22 protein-coding genes and 1 pseudogene are annotated in these 18,278 nt (G+C 43.0%); all 23 read left to right on the top strand.

Features of this window, described 5'->3' with window-relative positions; translation table 11 throughout:
• Nucleotides 1–15 precede the first annotated feature (15 nt).
• The 23 genes and pseudogenes from DWX00_RS01835 to DWX00_RS01730 all read left to right on the top strand — a co-directional run bounded on the left by DWX00_RS01835 (nt 16) and on the right by DWX00_RS01730 (nt 18,276).
• Complete coding sequence (locus DWX00_RS01835; protein WP_118594559.1) at nt 16–1,275, top strand: phage portal protein; 1,260 nt, start codon at nt 16–18, stop codon at nt 1,273–1,275.
• Nucleotides 1,265–1,864, top strand: coding sequence for an HK97 family phage prohead protease (locus tag DWX00_RS01830; RefSeq protein ID WP_054751067.1), 600 nt, complete (start codon nt 1,265–1,267; stop codon nt 1,862–1,864). The genes DWX00_RS01835 and DWX00_RS01830 overlap by 11 nt, the downstream gene beginning before the upstream one ends.
• A 30-nt stretch (nt 1,865–1,894) precedes the next feature.
• Nucleotides 1,895–3,133: a phage major capsid protein gene (locus DWX00_RS01825; RefSeq protein ID WP_118594558.1), complete on the top strand. Its 1,239-nt coding sequence runs from the start codon at nt 1,895–1,897 to the stop codon at nt 3,131–3,133.
• Nucleotides 3,134–3,150: 17 nt separating this feature from the next.
• Nucleotides 3,151–3,261, top strand: a pseudogene (locus tag DWX00_RS20675) (hypothetical protein); the annotation flags it as partial.
• Nucleotides 3,262–3,547: 286 nt separating this feature from the next.
• On the top strand, nt 3,548–3,835 hold the full coding sequence (locus DWX00_RS01815) for a phage head-tail connector protein (RefSeq protein ID WP_118594556.1): 288 nt from the start codon (nt 3,548–3,550) through the stop codon (nt 3,833–3,835).
• Between the two features lies 1 nt (nt 3,836).
• Nucleotides 3,837–4,115, top strand: a complete 279-nt coding sequence (locus tag DWX00_RS01810; protein ID WP_118594555.1) for a phage head closure protein — start codon at nt 3,837–3,839, stop codon at nt 4,113–4,115.
• Nucleotides 4,112–4,492, top strand: coding sequence for an HK97 gp10 family phage protein (locus DWX00_RS01805; RefSeq protein ID WP_243037922.1), 381 nt, complete (start codon nt 4,112–4,114; stop codon nt 4,490–4,492). The genes DWX00_RS01810 and DWX00_RS01805 overlap by 4 nt, the downstream gene beginning before the upstream one ends.
• A complete protein-coding gene (locus DWX00_RS01800) occupies nt 4,489–4,839 on the top strand; it encodes a hypothetical protein (RefSeq protein WP_118594554.1) in 351 nt (116 codons plus the stop codon). The genes DWX00_RS01805 and DWX00_RS01800 overlap by 4 nt, the downstream gene beginning before the upstream one ends.
• A gap of 4 nt (nt 4,840–4,843) precedes the next feature.
• Nucleotides 4,844–5,383 (top strand): hypothetical protein, encoded by a 540-nt coding sequence (locus DWX00_RS01795; RefSeq protein ID WP_118594553.1) that lies wholly within the window; start codon nt 4,844–4,846, stop codon nt 5,381–5,383.
• A gap of 48 nt (nt 5,384–5,431) precedes the next feature.
• Nucleotides 5,432–5,764: a hypothetical protein gene (locus tag DWX00_RS01790; RefSeq protein WP_054751073.1), complete on the top strand. Its 333-nt coding sequence runs from the start codon at nt 5,432–5,434 to the stop codon at nt 5,762–5,764.
• Between the two features lie 2 nt (nt 5,765–5,766).
• On the top strand, nt 5,767–6,042 hold the full coding sequence (locus tag DWX00_RS01785) for a hypothetical protein (RefSeq protein WP_118594552.1): 276 nt from the start codon (nt 5,767–5,769) through the stop codon (nt 6,040–6,042).
• Nucleotide 6,043: 1 nt separating this feature from the next.
• Nucleotides 6,044–8,944, top strand: a complete 2,901-nt coding sequence (locus DWX00_RS01780; protein ID WP_118594551.1) for a phage tail tape measure protein — start codon at nt 6,044–6,046, stop codon at nt 8,942–8,944.
• On the top strand, nt 8,937–9,701 hold the full coding sequence (locus tag DWX00_RS01775; RefSeq protein ID WP_118594550.1) for a hypothetical protein: 765 nt from the start codon (nt 8,937–8,939) through the stop codon (nt 9,699–9,701). Before DWX00_RS01780 ends, DWX00_RS01775 begins: the two co-directional genes overlap by 8 nt.
• Nucleotides 9,686–12,898, top strand: coding sequence for a phage tail spike protein (locus DWX00_RS01770; protein WP_118594549.1), 3,213 nt, complete (start codon nt 9,686–9,688; stop codon nt 12,896–12,898). The genes DWX00_RS01775 and DWX00_RS01770 overlap by 16 nt, the downstream gene beginning before the upstream one ends.
• A 12-nt stretch (nt 12,899–12,910) precedes the next feature.
• Nucleotides 12,911–13,066 carry a hypothetical protein gene (locus tag DWX00_RS19540; protein ID WP_158578728.1) on the top strand — a complete coding sequence of 52 codons (156 nt, stop codon included), beginning with the start codon at nt 12,911–12,913 and terminating at the stop codon, nt 13,064–13,066.
• 13 nt (nt 13,067–13,079) lie between these two features.
• Complete coding sequence (locus DWX00_RS01765; RefSeq protein WP_118594548.1) at nt 13,080–13,346, top strand: hypothetical protein; 267 nt, start codon at nt 13,080–13,082, stop codon at nt 13,344–13,346.
• 3 nt (nt 13,347–13,349) lie between these two features.
• Nucleotides 13,350–14,351 (top strand): BppU family phage baseplate upper protein, encoded by a 1,002-nt coding sequence (locus tag DWX00_RS01760; protein WP_118594547.1) that lies wholly within the window; start codon nt 13,350–13,352, stop codon nt 14,349–14,351.
• Nucleotides 14,352–14,361: 10 nt separating this feature from the next.
• Nucleotides 14,362–15,639, top strand: coding sequence for a hypothetical protein (locus DWX00_RS01755; protein ID WP_118594546.1), 1,278 nt, complete (start codon nt 14,362–14,364; stop codon nt 15,637–15,639).
• Between the two features lie 382 nt (nt 15,640–16,021).
• A complete protein-coding gene (locus DWX00_RS01750) occupies nt 16,022–17,185 on the top strand; it encodes an RNA-directed DNA polymerase (protein ID WP_118594545.1) in 1,164 nt (387 codons plus the stop codon).
• 25 nt (nt 17,186–17,210) lie between these two features.
• On the top strand, nt 17,211–17,408 hold the full coding sequence (locus DWX00_RS19535) for a hypothetical protein (protein ID WP_054751087.1): 198 nt from the start codon (nt 17,211–17,213) through the stop codon (nt 17,406–17,408).
• 15 nt (nt 17,409–17,423) lie between these two features.
• A complete protein-coding gene (locus DWX00_RS01740; RefSeq protein ID WP_083382825.1) occupies nt 17,424–17,573 on the top strand; it encodes an XkdX family protein in 150 nt (49 codons plus the stop codon).
• 16 nt (nt 17,574–17,589) lie between these two features.
• Nucleotides 17,590–17,946, top strand: a complete 357-nt coding sequence (locus DWX00_RS01735) for a hypothetical protein (protein ID WP_054751088.1) — start codon at nt 17,590–17,592, stop codon at nt 17,944–17,946.
• A gap of 39 nt (nt 17,947–17,985) precedes the next feature.
• Nucleotides 17,986–18,276, top strand: a complete 291-nt coding sequence (locus tag DWX00_RS01730; protein ID WP_071144326.1) for a hypothetical protein — start codon at nt 17,986–17,988, stop codon at nt 18,274–18,276.
• Nucleotides 18,277–18,278 lie beyond the last annotated feature (2 nt).

The raw sequence follows: 18,278 nt of genomic DNA, 5'->3' as shown, positions 1-18,278 counted from the left end.
AGGAGAGTAAACGGCATGAGATTTTTAGATTATCTTTTTCATGGCAAAGAATTAAAAGCCATAGGAAATTATTTTAAAATGCTGAACGGCTACAGTCCGACATTTACCAGCTTTAGCGGCGGTGTATATGAAATGGATTTGACAAGGACAGCGGTAAACAATTTTGCCACTCATTGCAGCAAATTAAAGCCGGAGATTGAGGGCAGTGCCCTTAAAACATTGGAAAAGACATTACAGCATAAGCCAAATTATTTTATGGACACAACAAAATTTATTAAGCGTCTGGCAACGTATGTGGCTGTAGAGCATACAGCGTTCATTATTCCGATAGAGGACGAATACGGGCGTTTATGCGGCTGGTATCCATTGCGTGCCGAACGCTGCGAGGTAATAGAGTGCGAGGGGCAGTTATATTTGCGATACCTGTTTGCAAATGGCAGCTATGGGGCTATTGAGTTTGAGCGTGTGGGGATTATGACAGATTTTGAATATAAAGACGATCTGTTTGGAGAGGATAACAGCACGCTTGCACCCACAATGCAGTTGATACATACGCAAAACGAGGGAATCATAAACGCAGTAAAAAACTCTGCAAATATCCGATTTTTAGCAAAAGTTGCAAACATGCTGAAACCAGAGGATATAAAGAAAGAGCGCAAGCGTTTTACAGAGGACAATTTAAGCGCAGACAATGATAGCGGAATGATTATTTATGATAATAAATTTTCCGACTTGAAGCAGGTAGAGAGTAAACCGTATACACCTAACGCATTGCAGATGCAGCACATACAGGAAAATGTTTGTACACATTTTGGTACGAACATGGATATTTTGCAGAACAAATTTGACGAGAATACATGGAACGCCTATTACGAGGGGAAAATAGAGCCTTTTGCAATTCAATTATCTTTAGTGATGACAAACATGAGCTTTACAGAAAGAGAGCGGGCGTGTGGAAATGCTATTTTCTTTTCTGCAAACCGTTTGCAATATGCCAGCAATGCTACAAAGTTGAGCGTAAGCACGCAGCTATTTGACAGGGCATTACTAAACAGAAATGGCGTAATGGATATATGGAATATGGCGCATGTTGAGGACGGAGAAAAATATTATATCCGCAAAGAGTATACAGAGGTAAGCGAACTGCAAAAAGGCAATGAGCCACAAGTAGTTATACAGCAAGTCCCGCAGGCAGGGGAACAGAACCCACAACCAGAAACGGGAGAAACACAAGACGGACAAACAGAGAAAGAGGGTGTTAATAATGCCAGTTAAAAAAGAACGGGAATACAGAACGCTGGTAACACCACTCACTGCCCAAGTTGCGAGCGATAAGCGCATAAATACAGAATGTTATGTAGAGGGATACGCCACTACATTTAACGTACCGTATCTTTTATATGAATTTGAGGACGGTACAAAGATTTACGAAAGAATTGACGCACACGCACTGGATAATGCAGATATGAGTGACGTTATAATGCAGTACGACCATACAGGCAGGGTATTTGCCAGACAGTCCAACAAAACATTGATTTTAGAGCCAGATGCGAAAGGCTTATTTGTGGCAGCAGATTTAAGTAAAACAGATTTGGCAAGGGGATTGTATCAGGACATTGACGCAGGCATGATAACAAAAATGTCATGGGCGTTTACCGTAGCAGAGGAAAGCTACGACAGGGAAACACACACAAGAACGATTCTAAAAATCAAAAAAGTTTATGATGTATCAGCCGTAAGTATTCCGGCAAATAACGATACTGAAATAAGTGCCCGTAATTTTGCAAATAGGAGTTATGAGCAGGAAAAGCAGGAGTTGCTTAAAAGGCGGGCTATGATACTAAAGATTAAGGCGAGCTTATAAAAGCGAAAATGAAAAGGAGAAAAACAGAGCATGAGATTAAAAGAAATTGAGGCAAGATTAGCAGAAATCAGAGAAGAGCTGAACACCAGAGCGGCAGAGCTTACAGACGAAGAAATGACAGCACTTGACGCAGAGGTAACAGCATTACAGGAAGAAAGAACCTCATTGCAGGCGGCAGCAGAAAAACGCAAGAATTTACTTGCAAGAATTGCTGCGGGAGAGCCTACAGGCGGAGCAGGCACAGAACCTACGACATTCAGAAACTTTGCAGGAGCAGGTGGAACGGGTGCAGCAGCAACAGAGCCAGAGGATAAGTACGACACTGTAGCATACAGAAAAGCATTTATGAATTATGTGTGCAGGGGCGTGGTTATTCCGCAGGAGTATAGAGCGGCAGAAAATACTACGACAGCAGACAGCGGCGCAGTAATTCCAACCTCTATTATGAATGAGATTATTACAAAGCTGGAAAGCTACGGCAGCATTTACGCAAAAGTACGCAAGATTAACGTACAGGGCGGTGTATCCATTCCGATTGCAGATTTAAAACCTACGGCACACTGGATTGCAGAGGAAAAGAGCAGCGATGACCAGAAAGCATCTGCAAAAACTTCTGTAACATTCAACTATTACGGCTTAGAGTGCAAAATTTCACAGAGCATTTTAGCCAATGTTGTTACTCTGAAAATGTTTACTGATCTGTTTGTACCTATGGCAACAGAGGCAATGGTAAAGGCTATTGAGATTGCAATTTTCAATGGTACAGGAGAGGGGCAGCCGCTGGGTGTCACAAAGGACAGCAGGGTAACAACGGTTGTTACGCTGACACAGGAAGAGTATGAGAGCTGGAACGGCTGGCACAAAGTAAAAGGAAAAATGAAAAAGGCGTACAGAAACGGCAGTTTTGTTATGAATCAGTCCACGTTTGATACAGGCATTGACGGCATGGAAGATAAGAACGGGCAGCCGATTGGACGTACAAATTATGGAGTGAACGGAGAGGAAACATACCGTTTCATGGGTAAGAACGTGGAAACTGTAGAGGACGATGTATTACCGAGCTGGGACGATGCAAACGAGGGCGATGTAATTGCGGTATTTATGAGTTTCTCTGATTACGTTATCAATACCAACATGGAAATGCAGGTAGTGAAGTGGACAGACCACGATAACAACAAAATCAAAAACAAGTGCTTAATGGTTGTGGACGGCAAGGTAGCCGATGCAAACGGCATTATCTTAGTGAAAAAGGGCGTTAAGTCGGTATAAGGAAAGAGAGGCACAATATGGCACATTTTGATGTAAAAGAGCTTGAAAAGCGGAAAAAGGAAGATTTACAGAAACTTGCAAATGAGCTGGGGTTGAGTGACAGCGGAACGAAAGAAGAGCTTGCAAAGAGAATTGCGGCAGTAGATGCAGAAGAGTCGGAAGAGGGAGAAACGCAGCAGGGAGAGCCGCAGCAGCCGGAAGTACTGGGAGAAGCAGAACAGGAAACGCCAACGCCGGAAGTGTCCGAAACGGACACAGAAAAAGACGGTGTGAGAGTAACGGTTATTGAAACCTACAAAGATAAACAGGCGCAGCAGACATTTAGACCGGGCAAAGAATTTGTTGTAACAGCAGAACGCGCAGAGGTTTTAGTGGCAGCAGGAGTGGCGAAAATCACAAAGTAGAGGCGGTTTTATGGAAACAATATTAACAGATACCATAAAAAGCAGCATGAGGATTTTAAGCAAATCCGCAGTGATTGAACAGGACATAAACAACAGCATTGCAGCCTGCAAGTTGGATTTACAGCTTGCAGGCGTGGTAAATATCAATGAAAATGATGCGCTTATTATCAGAGCCGTTACGTTGTTTGTGAAAGCAGAGTTTAATTTCCAAAATGCAGCAGATAGATACAGGCAGAGTTATGAGGCGTTGAAAATGTCGCTGTGTCTTGCCGGAGATTACAACACAAAAGAGGGATAAGATGCAGGAAGAAATTACGTTATGTGAGCAGATCAATGACAGCGAGGTAGAGAAAACTATTATATTCTGTGACGTTGAGAGTATTACGCAAAGTGAGTTTGAGGCAGTAGGGCAAAAGGACATAAAGCCGCAATACAAGTTTTTGGTATGGAGTTTTGAGTACAGCAATCAAACAGAGATTGAGTACAACGGGCAGAGACTGACGGTATACCGAACATACAAACGGAAGAACGAAGAAAAGACAGAATTGTATGCAGAAAAGCGGGTGGGCAGACGTTGAGCAAAGAAGTAGATATAAAAGACCTTGCAACAGAGATTGCAGCCGGGCTTATAGAGTACGACCAGAACGTAGCGGACGAAATAAAAACGATAGTTGATGATGTGGCACAAGAGGGCGTGGACGAACTGAAACAGAGCAGCCCAAAGCTGACAGGAAGTTATAGAAGAGGTTGGAGAAAAAAACAGACCCATGCAGATACCCGCACCAAAAGAAATACTGTGTTCAACAAAACGGATTATCAAATTACACATTTGCTGGAATATGGACACGCAAGCCGAAATGGCGGGCGTGTAAAACCAAGCGTACATATTAAGCCTGTAGAGGAAAAAATGATAACAGAATTACAGGAACGTATAGAAAAGGCGGTGCAGCAGTGAAATTAGAAACAATAATTGACAGGGCAAAAGTAATGGGGCTACCACTTGCAAAAGATGCGTTCCGAGAAACGAAAGAGAACCCGTTACCAGTGCCGCCATATCTTGTGTATATCGTACCGCAGGTAGTAGGGCGTGGAAGTGATGAAAGAATTTTGTTACATGAGATACACGCAGCACTGGAACTGTACACAGACAAAGTGGCAGACGGCAGTTTAGAGAAAGAAATTGAAGAAAAAGTATTATTTGATGTGGATTACACAAAGTACCAAGATACGATTGAAAGTGAGGACATGGTACAGACCGCATACGAATTTACAATTTACGAGAAAGTGAGAAAGAAAGGATAAGGATATGGACAGCGAAAGAATTATTTTAGGCAGTGGAAAACTGTATTGTATGGTTTTTACCGGGGAAATCCCGGAAGATACAGCAATTGAAACAGACACAAACCAGCTTGCACATATCAAGGGTGGTGCATCGTTGGAGTATACCGCAGAAACATATACGGCAAAGGACGATTTGGGCGTTGTACAGAAAACGGTTTTAACCAGTGAAGATGTGACGTTAAAGGCAGGGTTGCTTACATGGTGTGCAAAGACACTTGAAAAATTGTGTGCAACAGCGAGAGTAACCGAAACAGCCAAAAAGAGAACTGTAAAAATCGGTGGAATCAAAAACCAGAACAATAAAAAATACCTCATTAGATTCTTACACGAAGATAGTGAGGACGGCAATATCAGAGTAACGATTGTGGGAAGAAATGAGGCAGGCTTTAGCTTTACATTTGCCAAAGATGCAGAAAGCACAATCGAGCCGCAGTTTAAGGCGCACCCATTGGATAAAGACGGCACATTATTGATTTTTGACGAGGATATCGTTGCAGAAGTGTAAAGAAAAAGCTGCGGGGCACTTCCCGCAGCTAAAAAAGGAGAGTAAAGCATGGCGAACAAAAGCTTTAATTTTGGAAAAATGAAACGAAGTTTTTATACAACGACACTGAAAGACGGCAAAGTAGTAATTGTAAACATGCCAAAGAAAAGCACATTTGAAAAGATGCAGGAAATCAGTGATCTGGACGAAGAGGAAGTGGACGGCAAAGAAGTATATAAAACAATGTTGTCACTTATGGCGGAAATCTTATCTAACAATAAAAACGGGGAGCGGATTACAGCAGAGTATTTGGAAAGCGAAGAGTACGACATTGAGGAAATCGTGGCATACATTAACGATTATGGCGATTTTGTCAATTCGATTAAGAATAACCCAAATTAAAAATGCCGTATTATCCGGGCGGCGGCAGCGGGGACGAGGTGCATTATAGATTAAATACAAAAGGGGAAAAGCTGGTAATTGACTATCTGAACATCACAATATTTGATGTGCAGGAAATGCCAATAGATTTGTATTTATATTTTATGCGAGAGGCAAATATACATAAGCTCATGCAGACGAAAGAGGGCAGAGAGTACTTAGATAATTGCTGGAGAATGGAACAGACAAAGCCGGATAGGAAGAAACTGCGGGAAAAGATGCGGAAAGGAGAGCGGTAGCATGGCAGCAGGAAATATTAAAGGCATTACCATAGAAATTGGCGGCGATACTACCAAACTATCCAAAGCACTTTCTGGGGTAAACAGCTCATGCAGTTCTTTACAGAAAGAATTGAGGGAAGTAGACAAGCTATTAAAACTAGATCCCTCAAATACAGAACTTTTGGCACAAAAACAAAAGATTCTGAAAGAAGCTATAGGCAGCACAAAAGAAAAGCTGGATACGCTGAAAGAAGCGGAAAAACAGGTACAGGAACAGTTTGAAAACGGAGAGGTAAGCGAGGAACAGTACCGGGCACTGCAAAGAGAAATTGCATCAACGGAAATCAAACTGGGAGATTTGGAGCAGCAGGCGCAGGAAAGCAACAAAGAGCTTGAGGGCGTGGCAGATGCAGCGGACGATACCGCAGAAAAAGTAAGCAAGATTGATGCAGCAGCAAATGCACTGGACACTGTGAGCAATAAAGCAGGAGCAGCAGCAAAAGCATTAGCCCCGTTGTCCGCAGGAGCGGCAGCAGTTGGGGCTGCATCGTATGCGGCGGCAATGGACATAGATAACGGCTATGACATTGTAATAACAAAAACAGGCGCAACAGGCGAAGCACTGGAAAGTCTGCAAGGCAGCATGGAAAATATATTTACAAATTTACCGATTGACGCAGAAACAGCAGGTACGGCAATCGGAGAAGTAAATACACGTTTCCAGCTCACAGGGGAAGAACTTGAAAAACTGTCACAGCAGTTTATAGAGTTTTCAGAAATCAATGATACAGACCTCAATACATCAATAGATAATGTTGATACGATTTTAAATAAATTCAATGTTGATGCATCACAGGCAGGCAATGTACTGGGACTTTTGACAAAGACAGGACAGGACACCGGGTTATCAATGGATACATTGGAAAATTCGTTGATGCAGAACGGCAGCACCCTAAAAGAAATGGGGTTAGGGATTACAGAAAGTGTAAATTTACTGGCAGCATTTGAAAATAACGGTGTAGATGCAACAACAGCAATGGCAGGCTTGAAAAAGTCTGTTAAGAATTATACCGCAGAGGGATTAAGTACAAATGAAGCACTGCAAAAGACGATTGACAGAATCAAAAACGCCAGCACAGAAACAGAGGCGCTATCTATAGCACAGGAAACGTTTGGCTCTAAAGGTTTTGCGGAAATGGCGCAGGCTATCCGAGAGGGTAAGTTGAGTTTAGACGATTTGGGTGCATCGTTGGACGATTACGGGAACGTAGTACAGGATACCTATGAGGCAACATTAGACCCATGGGACGAAGCGAAAACAACGCTGAATAATCTGAAACTTGCGGGCAGTGATTTGGCAGGCACAGCGTTATCAGCATTGAAGCCTGCCATTGAAAAAGTAACAAGTGCAGTAAAGAACTTCACGGACTGGTTTAGAAATTTGTCAGATGGGCAGAAAGAAACGATTGCTATTATTATGGCAGTTGTGGCAGCTTTAGCCCCGGCACTATTGATTATAAGCAAGGTGGCGGGGGCGATATCGAGCATAATAAACGTATGCAAGATGTTACAGCCTGCGATTGCAGCAGTAAATGCAGTAATGGCAGCGAATCCCGTAATGATAGTAGTGATAGCAATAGCTGCATTGGTGGCGGCGTTGGTTGTCTTATATAACAAGTGTGAATGGTTCAGAGAGATAGTTGACGGTATTTTTTCTGCAATCAAAGATTTTGTGGGAAATGCCATTGATGCAATCAAAGAATTTATAAGCGCAGTATGGGACAAAATACAGGAGATATGGGGATTTATACAGCCGTACATAGAAATGATATGGGGCGTAATTCAGCAGATCATGGCAGATATTGCACAGATTTTTAGCAACACATGGGAGATCATAAAAGCAGTGTGGGATTTGGTAGCACCGTATTTTATGATTTTGTGGGAAGCAATAAAAACTGTATTTTCTGTAGTTGGCGAAGTGCTAAGCGGCTTCTTTTCGGTTGCGTGGGAGCTGATTAAAACCGTTTGGGACGTTGCGGTAATGTACTTTACTACAATTTGGGAAAATATAAAAATTGTATTTTCTGTAGTAGCGGAAGTGCTGGGGGCGTTCTTTAGTACGGCGTGGGAAGTCATAAATGCAGTATGGGACGTTGTAGTAGCGTATTTCCAAGCGGTATGGAACGGTATTAAAACAATCTTTTCAGTAGTAAAAGATGTATTAACGGGGAATTTCAGTGACGCATGGAACGGAATTAAAAGCATTTGGGCTGGTTTTGCTAATTTCTTCAGCACAGCATGGAACAGTGTAAAAACAATATTCAGTGCAGTAGGAAATTTCTTTAGGACAACATTTAGTGCAGCGTGGGAGGCTGTAAAACAGGTATTTGCAAACTGGGGCAGCTTTTTCAGCGGCTTATGGGACAGAATCAAAAGCACGTTTTCTAATTTGGGCACTGCAATATCAAATGCAATCAGCGGGGCAGTACGTGCCGGAATCAACGGAGTAATAAGCACGATTGAAAGAACTATTAACAGTGCAATAGGGCTGATTAACGGGGCAATCGGTTTAATCAATAAGATACCGGGCGTAAACATAGGCGGGCTGGGATATTTAAGCCTGCCAAGGCTGGCACATGGTGGTGTATTACAGAATGGTGCGGCAATGGTTGCAGAGGCGGGACCAGAGTTAATACAAATGGTAAACGGTCAGACGATTGTAACACCATTGACACCAACGGCGAGAAATACCGCAATGGATACCGTAAACGGTAAACAGGGCGGCAGTACAACAAATGAAATTCAATTGAAAATTGAGAATTTTTACAACAACAGGGAACAGGACATAAGAGAACTTACAGAGGAAATATTGGAAATTGCAGACCAAATAAAAGAAAGGGAAGAGGCGGCATATGCGTAGTGAATATTTTGAAAGTGCAAATAGCTTTACCTATAACGGCATAAATTCGTTGGATATGGGGTTATTTATTACAGGGCAGAGTGCCGCCGATTCAGCAGCAGAGCCGGAGATTGAAACCGTAGAAGTGCCAGCAAGGGGCATCTTGATACAGGACAATAGAATAGACACGCTGGACAATCAGAGATTTAAAGATTACGAGCAAAAATATACATGCTGTGTAGATGCGACACAGGGCAGGAGCTTAGAAGAACTGGCACACAGCATTTATATGTGGCTGTATGCGCCGGGAATAGAGTATAGCAGGCTGTACGACACTTACAATACAGAACGCTATAGGCTGGCGTATATAAACAGTAATGCCAGCGTGTCAGAACTGGCAAAGCGGTTACTGGGAGAGATAGAAATAACATTCATGTGCAAAGCATATGAAAGGCGGCTGAATGGGGATAAGACAATAACCTTAACGAAAGCAGCAACCATATACAACACAGAGGGATTTACGGCAACGCCGTATATAAAAATAACGGGAAGTGGTGGCATTACGCTGTATATCAATAACCGGGCACATACCTTTAAAGATGTGAACGAATACATTGAGATTGACGGCGAAATAATGAACGCATATAAAGGCGATCTGCTACAAAACAGTAAAATGGTTACTACACTTTTCCCGAAGCTGGCAGCAGGAGCAAATAACATAAGCTGGGCTGGCAATGTAACAAAAGTGGAAATTATACCGAGGTGGTGCAGACTTTGATACCGATTCTATACGATGCCTTAGAAAAAGATTTTACGACAAATGGAATAGGGTTTTTAACAGATGCGGTAAGCTGCATTGTAACCGAGGAAAGAAACGGCACATATGAGCTTGCGTTGACGTATCCGACAAAAGGACATTTGGCGAAATACTTAGAGAATGACGCAATCATAAAAGCAAAGGCAAATGATGAAGATAACCCGCAGCTTTTCCGCATTTACAACCATACGAAAGCTGTAGGAGAAAATACAACATGGTACGGGGAACATATCAGTTATGAGCTGAACGGCAACCCGGTAGACTGTTTTACCGTAAAAGATGTAAACGGGGAGCGGGCATTGCATGAGTTGCTGGATGCAGCGATATTGCCACATGAGTTTACCTGTGCAAGTGATATTACCACAACCAACAGCACCAGCATAGACGGGGCTGTAAGCGTCAGAAACGTTATGGGCGGCACAGAGGGTAGCTTATTGGACGTATGGGGCGGCGAGTATCACTACGACAATTACAGAGTAGAACTTTTAAAAGCAAGGGGTGCAGATAATGGCGTAACGATCGAGTACGGCAAGAATTTAATAGATGCAAAGCAGGAAAAGAATATTGCAGATGTTATAACAGTAATTTTTCCGTATGCAAAATATACCGCAGACGGGGCAGAGCAGGAAACGTACATAACATTGCCGGAAAAGGTGTTACAGCACGAGAACGCAAACAAATATGCAACGCTGCGCTGTGAGATTGTAGATTTATCCGGGGAATGGGAAAGCGGAACAATTATTACTACGGACATGCTGCGGGCAAAGGCAAAAGAGTATTTGGGCAAATTAAGTACAGAGCCTAAAATAAATATTACCTTGTCTTTTGCGTCATTGAACAAAACTAAAGATTATAAAAACATAAAGGCTTTTGAAAGCGTAAAGCTATGCGATATTGTGACGGTAAAAATATTGCCGCTTGATATCAATGTAAAAGCCAAGATTACGAAAGTAAAATATGACAGCATAAAAGAGCGGTACAATTCTCTGGAAATTGGAGAAAGCCGCACAAATCTGACAAAGACTATTACAGCGGCACAGAAAGAAGCACAGGAGCTGATAGTAAAGAATCAGACAAGAGCGGAGCAAATCAAAAAGCAGATTGAGAACACCATTAAAAATGTGACTGCGGCAATCACTGGCAACAGCGGTGGTTATGTGGTATTACACCCGGAAAAGAACCCGCAGGAAATATTTATACTTGATACGCCGGATATGTCAAAAGCTAAAAACGTATGGCGTTGGAATCTTGCCGGACTGGGGCACAGCAGTACGGGAGTAAATGGAGAGTTCACGACAGCAATAACCGCAGACGGTCAGATAGTAGCAGATTTTATTACCGCCGGGGAATTAACCGGGGCAATATTAAAAGCTGGGACAGTGTATGCAGAGGCGTTAGATGTTGAGTACAGGAACAAAGTAACTAAACACGCAACAGATGCAGCAGAGGCAGCATTAAACAGCGCAAAGCAGTATGCGAATGGGTTACAGGAAAGTACCAACAAAGAAATTCAAGACGTAAATAACGCTATTGACGATATCAACAATGAACTGGAAACAACAGTAGCAGACGGGATAATAACGGAATCTGAAAAGGCTGCCATACAGAAAATGTTGCAGATCATTGTGAAAGAAAAAGAAGAGGCAGACGCAAAACACGAAGAGTTATTTGATAATGATTATGTGCCGTCTGCGGAATTGAATGCAATGCATAAAGCGTGGCTTGCTGTATTTGGAACTGCCAATACTGCCAAATACAATGTGCTGGTTACAGCAATCAACAACGTTATAAATTCTGAAACAAAAGAAGAGATTGAAAAAAACATGGAAACATACCGAACAGCATACAGCGAGTATGGCAGTGCGGTTACGGAGTATCAAACAGCCGTTTCTATTGCAATAGAGGCAGCAGCAAATGCCTATGCAGCAGAGAAAGCAAACAGTGTGGGCGAAACCGTCACAAAGGAAATGACGGCAAAAATTGAAAGCACAGCATCAGAAATTACATTGCTATGCAAAACTATTGAAGAGCATAACATGCACAATTATGTAGCAGGTGGAGATTTCAAGGACGGTTTTACAGATGAATGGTATACGAGCAGTGAAAATAATGAGGTTATTACGGATAGCACGCTGGGGGTATGCGCCAAGATTTCAAAAACTTCCAGCACACAATCATACATACGGTGCAAGATTGGCGTATTGCCAGCCGGAACGTATAGAGTACGGTATAAGGCAGCAGCGGCAAGCGGGAGCGAAAGCAACGCAAGAGTACAGTGTACTTTTTATTCCACACAGACAACGGCATACGGATTACTGAAAAGCACAGAATGGACAACCGTAGAAAGAGAGGTAACATTACCAGAAAGCACCAGCACAAGGTATTTATATTTGTATGCCTATACGCAAGGGGCAGCGGTATATGTAAAAGATGTAGAAGTGCTGGGGCAGATGTCAGTTTACACAGAAGCGCAGTTAAAAATAAACAGCGATTCTATTACGCAAGAGGTCAGCCGAGCAAAAGGAATAGAGGACGAATTAAGAGCCTCTATTAAAGTAAATGCAAATAATATCACAAGCTGCGTAACAAAGGGAAACGTAGGCAGCTATATTACGCAGTATTACAACAATGTCATTGTTGCATTTAATAACAGCTCAAAATATGTGCAGATTAACGCAGGAGAAATTGCAATTTATGATTATGGTGTAAGTGCCTCTAAAAAACGTGCCGTATTTGATGAACAAGGAAACCATTTTTACCGAGATAATTATTATGTTGGAAAAATTGGCACAAACCAGTGGGCAGATAATAATGCACATAAAGGGCTTGTATTTGATTTAGAAACGCAAGGAAAGTATATGGCATGGGCACAAAAACCTACAGAGGGGGCAAGCAGTTATACAGCCATATTATGTTATTCGAGGGCGAACAGCATATTTACACAAGTGGGCTTACATCTGGGGTGCAATATGTATGGGCATGGCTGGATATTGGACGGAGTAGATTTACGGAATTGTAACGCAAATGGATATACAACATTCACTGGAACATTACCGGTTGTGTTGGGAATTCATAAAACTGATAATAACGGCGGTATCGGCTGGACTTACGGAAACGTATACATAAAGAACGGTTTAATAACAAGCATACCGACATAAGGAGAGAAGAATATGAGCGAAGAACGAGAAGAAATTACAGAAGAAACAGCACCATTGCCATTGAAAATGCAAGAAGCACCTGCACCAATACAAGAAAGCGAAAACAAAGCACAGACAGATACGTTTAATTTTACAGAAGCGGTTTTAATGGCACTGAATGAAGAATAAAGGAGAATGTGCAATGAGTAAAGAACAGGAAGAAATGCAGCAGGTAACAGAGGAACATGTAGAGCAGCCGTTACCAGATGAACCAAAAGAGGAACAGACAGAGCCAATAGGAGTACTTGCGAGCCGAGCGCATGAAGATATGACAATGGCAATTTTGCAGGTACAGGCAGCCTATGGACTGCCAGCATATTTAACAGATCTGATTGTAACGGCAGTGCTTGCGGATATCCGGGGCTGTGCAAATAAGGATTTGCTTAATACATTGAGCAGAAAGGAGTAGCACATGGCGTTACAGAATGTACAGAGAATACAGATTGAGCTTGACGGCAGCGCACCTTTTGAGTATGTCGTGGCAAAAGCTGGGGAGAAAGAAAGCCGGATAGTGGAAGTTACACTGTTGGAGAATAAGAAAGAGTTTACCATACCAGCCGGGACAACAGCAAAAATTAAGTATTACAAGCCAGACGGCAAATTTGTATTGAACAATGCCACAATCAACGGGAATGCTATTACAGTGACATATACAGAGCAGATGCTGGCAGTTTCCGGCACTGGGCGCGGGGAAATTGTTTTATACAACGGAACAGCCGTATTACGAAGCGCAACGTATTACACGAAGATTACACCAACGGTGTACAAGGAAAATGGGCTGATAAGTGATAATGAGTTTTTGGATATGGCAGAAAGCATTATTGCAATGAATCAGCAGACAGATAAGGCAATAAATGCAACCAAGAGTGCAGAACAGGCGGCAGCAGATGCCAATACAGCAACAGCAGCAGCCAATAGCGCAGCAAAAGCGGGAAATGCAGCAGCCGCAGCCGGGAACAGCGCAGCCAAGGCAGCGAATGATGCAGCAGAGGCGGCAAATAATGCAGCAAACAGTGTAGCACAGACAAAGAAAGATGCAACAGCGGCAGCAGAAGCCGCCAACAGTGCAGCCAAGGCAGCAAACGAAGCGACCACAGCAGCCAATAGTGCAGCGAAAGCGGGAAATGCAGCAGCCGCAGCCGGGAACAGCGCAGCCAAGGCAGCGAATGATGCAGCAGCAGCGGCAAATGAAGCCAAAGCCAATACAGTAACAGCAACACAGAACGCACAGACAGCAACCAGCGAGGCGAACACAAAGGCAGCAGCCGCCAATAATGCAGCCGTAGCGGCAAATAAAGCGGCGGCAGCCTGTGAGAATATGGCAAAGGGAATTAACAGTATGACGGACAGCACAACGGGCATTACATACACAATAGGGATTAACGGCGGCATGGTGTATTTAGAATCAGTATAAGGAGCAGAGCATGGCAAGAATTTATTTAGCGGATAAAGAAACATTGGACAGTACGCACGCAAATACAAATGCAATTCTGGCAGCATTAGAGGAAAGCGGCGGGGAACATAAGAAAGCGGTACGTTATGGTATCAAAATCAGCAAGAGCGACAGCGGAAAGAAAAGCCGGGTAACGTACCTATATGACGCTGTAGGCATGACCCCTGCGGCGATGAACTATACAGACGGTGTTTTTAACTATGGTAGCTGGGGCAATGTGGAATTTGTAAAGAATAACTACCCTTGCATGGTTAAGTTTGACGGCACAGAGGACTACAAGTTACTGGCAACAGATTACTCATTAAAGGCAGACGGAACAACGGCAAGCGATGTGGCAAACGTGGATTATGCGGGTAATGCAATGGCAGCATTTAAGGGCGGCTGGCTGTGCCAGTACGAAACGGCTACAGACGAATACATCATTTGGAGTAATGTAAAATACGATGACGGGTACAACGCATACCACAGAACAGCACCAGACGGAGTTATCAGAGAGGGATTCTACCGCAGAATCTACACACCTGCATTATTAAATAATGTAGCAAGGTCATTAAGTGGGCAGCAGCCAATGGCAAGCAAAAATGCAACGCAGGAACGTACATACATTAAAGCAAACGGCGATGTATGGGAGCATACAAGCTGGTGGGAATGGAATTATATTATTGCACTGTTAAAGATTATGGCAAAATCAGAGGATTTACAGGAAGCATACGGCAATGGAAACATGAGCGGTTATGTGAATGATTCAACGAAGTATTACGGAGTACTTGCCACAGGCAGTATGGACGATAAAGGGCAGTTTTACGGATATAATGCCGGAAATAAACAGATTAAGGTATTCCATACAGAGGCAATGTGGGGCGATCAGTGGGAGCGTATCTGTCAAATGGTTTGTGATAAAGGCGTTGTGAAAGTGCAGTCATATGGAGATTGTAATTTAACTGGTGCAGGATTTGAAAAAGTGCTAGATTTTGCAGATTACGGAGTAAGTGGTAGCGTTGGCGGCTACATGAAAGATACCGTTATGACGAAAGCGGGACGTTTCCCGGTAACATATACAGGCAGCAGCTCAACATATCTGTGTGATTACTTTTGGTTGAATACAGGCATTGTGGCTGTGCCTCTTGTGGGCGGCCGCTGCGGCTACGGGCTGTATTGCGGGGCTTGCGTGGGCTTGTACTACGCCGCTGGCGCTGCGTACTGGTACATTGCGCCCGGTCTTTCTTGCAAAATGCCTAATGCTGCGTAAGCAGTAAAGGGGGAACGGGGGATTTCTCCCCCGCAGGAAAGTACAACATACGAAAAATTAACGGTAGAGAGAATATAATAGGGGATTTCCGGGGCGTGGCTGTGCCTCTTGTGGGCGGCAACTGCAACAACGGGCTGAATTGCGGGGCTTACGTGAACTTGAACAACACCGCTGGCAATGCGAACTGGAACATTGCGCCCGGTCATTCTTATCAAATTATGGAAGATTAACCAAATGCCCCGGAAATTCCTACACCGCTGGCGGTTGAAATACCGCTGAAAGTGAAAATACAGCCGCAAAAGGTGCAGTATGGTAGCCGGGGCGAAGCCATTAGTTGCATAGCGTGGCGAACTACTGCAAGGCGATAAGAAAGAGAATAAGAATGATTAGTTTTAACGGCGTAAGCGAACAACTGTATATACCAGAAGAACAAATAAAAGATATATACAATGCATCAAAAGGAAAGAGCAAGAAAGAACAGGCGCAGATAGTAAAAGCGAATGTAGAACACTACAGAAAAGAGCTGGATAAAAGATTAAAGAACAATACATTTGCACCGAAAAGACATAAAACAAAAATCATACAGGAAAATTCCTGCAAGAAAACACGAAAGATAGTAAAGCCACAATATATGTATGAGCAAATGGCGCACCATTCCGTAATGCGGGTATTTGTGCCGATAGCAATGAGAGGCATGTATTACCATGTGTACGGGAGTATACCGGGAAAAGGTGTACACAGAGGAAAAAGAACTGTAGAACGGTGGATAAGAGAGGATAGCAGAAACTGCAAGTACATATATAAGCTGGATATACGGCATTTCTTTGAGAGTGTGCCGCACAGAAGATTAAAGAAAGCACTAAAACGGAAAATCAGAGATAGAGAGTTACTAAAGAAATTATTTATTATCATAGACAGCCATAAACCGGGGTTGCCGTTAGGCTATTACCCGTCACAGTGGTTCGGTAATTTTTATTTGCAGCCACTAGATCACTTTATCATGGAGCAGTTACATGTAAAGCATTACATACGGTATATGGACGATATGGTTATATTCGGAAACAATAAAAAGGAACTGCATAAAGCGAGGCTGCAAATTGAGAAATTCATAACGGAAGAGCTGGGATTACAAATAAAGAAAAACTGGCAGGTATTCCGTTTTGACTATGTAGACAGAAAAGGCAAGCGCAGAGGCAGACCGTTGGATTTTATGGGGTTCAAATTTTATAGAGACAGAACAACGATACGAAAGAGCATATTACAGGGCATACGTGGCAAGGTCAACCGGGTAAAGCGAAAAGAAAAGATTACGTGGGTAGATGCAGGTAGTTTACTTTCTAGGCTGGGCTGGATTTGGCATAGTGACACTTACGCATATTACGAAAGATACATAAAACCATATGTAAAAGTGAAAGTGCTAAAAACGCTGGTTTCAAAGCACGCAAGAAAGGAGAATGAACGCAATGGAATGGTACGCAGCAGAAAGCACCGCAGAAGAGAAACCAAAAGAGCTGGATATAACAAGCAGCCCGCACCTTGTATATAAGAGGCGCAATATTGAAAAAGTACCCATGAGTAATGAAAATGAGGAAAGCATGGCAGGAGAAAAGTGGGTATATGAAGAATGTATGCAGGATAAAGAAGAGTATGAGAGCCAGCAGGCAGAGTTATTAAGCCCAACTACAGAGGCAATCATGCAGGAAATTTCCGCATTGCAGATGCAGCAGACAGAAACGCAGATCACACTTGAAATGTTAATGGAGCAGTAGAAAGGTGGCACAGACATGTACGAAGAACTGAAAAAGAAATACGATAAAGGCTATATCACAAAGGCAACATTAAAAGGCTGGGTACGCATTGAGCGTAAGGTAAAGGGCAGAGGGATTACAGAGGAACAGTACGAGCAGATTACAGGCGAAAAATACGAGGCATAGGAGAAACACAGAGAAAATGGTAGAACAGGTAATAACTTACATTACGGCAAACTGGGTAGCATGGTTATTTGCCGGAGCGTATGCAATTCTTATTGCACTTTATAAAAAAGAGAAACAGCAGCATAAGGAAGAAAGAGAAGAAAACAAGGCAGTGCGTGAGGGTTTGCAGGCACTTTTGCGGCAGCAAATCATAGATATTTGCCTAAAGTATGAGGAACGCAAAGAAGCCCCGGCATGGGCAAAGCAGGCTGAAACATCAGCATATAAAGCCTATGAAAAGCTGGGCGGCAATGATGTAGCACACGCAATGCATGAAAGATTTATGCAACTGCCATTATCAGACGGTAATTTAGAAACAGAAAGGATACATTAGCAGTAAATGACATATCGCAGGAGAAAGCGGCGTAGAAGAGTGACACCACAGGCGGCGGTAAGCTGGCTGTGGGAGTTCAGTAAAAAAGTGGTGTGGACGGTAACACTCTTATACATTGTGTCGTTTGTGTTCGCAATGGTTTTATGTTGGCGAGAGCTACAGTTCATAGGAAACACAGCGGCAATAACAACACTGATTACAGAATCAAACGAAACATTCCGGGTAGTTGTTGGTGGATATCTGATTAAAGCAGGAATAGAAAACGCCTGCAAGATTGTTACCAGTAAGCAAACGCCGCAGGAAGAAACAGACGATAACGCAGAGGGGTAAGG

The sequence above is a fragment of the Blautia sp. AF17-9LB genome (assembly GCF_003479185.1).
Classification (GTDB): domain Bacteria; phylum Bacillota; class Clostridia; order Lachnospirales; family Lachnospiraceae; genus Fusicatenibacter; species Fusicatenibacter saccharivorans.
The sequence above is the reverse complement of the archived record's forward strand: the minus strand, read 5'-3'. Positions and strand labels throughout refer to the sequence as shown.

Coding starts and splice junctions, on each gene's coding strand:
- DWX00_RS01815 (WP_118594556.1), top strand. CDS start 3,548: ATGGAAACAATATTAACAGATACCATAAAAAGCAGCATGAGGATTTTA.
- DWX00_RS01780 (WP_118594551.1), top strand. CDS start 6,044: ATGGCAGCAGGAAATATTAAAGGCATTACCATAGAAATTGGCGGCGAT.
- DWX00_RS19540 (WP_158578728.1), top strand. CDS start 12,911: ATGAGCGAAGAACGAGAAGAAATTACAGAAGAAACAGCACCATTGCCA.
- DWX00_RS01775 (WP_118594550.1), top strand. CDS start 8,937: ATGCGTAGTGAATATTTTGAAAGTGCAAATAGCTTTACCTATAACGGC.
- DWX00_RS01760 (WP_118594547.1), top strand. CDS start 13,350: ATGGCGTTACAGAATGTACAGAGAATACAGATTGAGCTTGACGGCAGC.
- DWX00_RS19535 (WP_054751087.1), top strand. CDS start 17,211: ATGAGTAATGAAAATGAGGAAAGCATGGCAGGAGAAAAGTGGGTATAT.
- DWX00_RS01835 (WP_118594559.1), top strand. CDS start 16: ATGAGATTTTTAGATTATCTTTTTCATGGCAAAGAATTAAAAGCCATA.
- DWX00_RS01750 (WP_118594545.1), top strand. CDS start 16,022: ATGATTAGTTTTAACGGCGTAAGCGAACAACTGTATATACCAGAAGAA.
- DWX00_RS01795 (WP_118594553.1), top strand. CDS start 4,844: ATGGACAGCGAAAGAATTATTTTAGGCAGTGGAAAACTGTATTGTATG.
- DWX00_RS01765 (WP_118594548.1), top strand. CDS start 13,080: ATGAGTAAAGAACAGGAAGAAATGCAGCAGGTAACAGAGGAACATGTA.
- DWX00_RS01785 (WP_118594552.1), top strand. CDS start 5,767: ATGCCGTATTATCCGGGCGGCGGCAGCGGGGACGAGGTGCATTATAGA.
- DWX00_RS01790 (WP_054751073.1), top strand. CDS start 5,432: ATGGCGAACAAAAGCTTTAATTTTGGAAAAATGAAACGAAGTTTTTAT.
- DWX00_RS01825 (WP_118594558.1), top strand. CDS start 1,895: ATGAGATTAAAAGAAATTGAGGCAAGATTAGCAGAAATCAGAGAAGAG.
- DWX00_RS01755 (WP_118594546.1), top strand. CDS start 14,362: ATGGCAAGAATTTATTTAGCGGATAAAGAAACATTGGACAGTACGCAC.
- DWX00_RS01735 (WP_054751088.1), top strand. CDS start 17,590: ATGGTAGAACAGGTAATAACTTACATTACGGCAAACTGGGTAGCATGG.
- DWX00_RS01810 (WP_118594555.1), top strand. CDS start 3,837: ATGCAGGAAGAAATTACGTTATGTGAGCAGATCAATGACAGCGAGGTA.
- DWX00_RS01830 (WP_054751067.1), top strand. CDS start 1,265: ATGCCAGTTAAAAAAGAACGGGAATACAGAACGCTGGTAACACCACTC.
- DWX00_RS01740 (WP_083382825.1), top strand. CDS start 17,424: ATGTACGAAGAACTGAAAAAGAAATACGATAAAGGCTATATCACAAAG.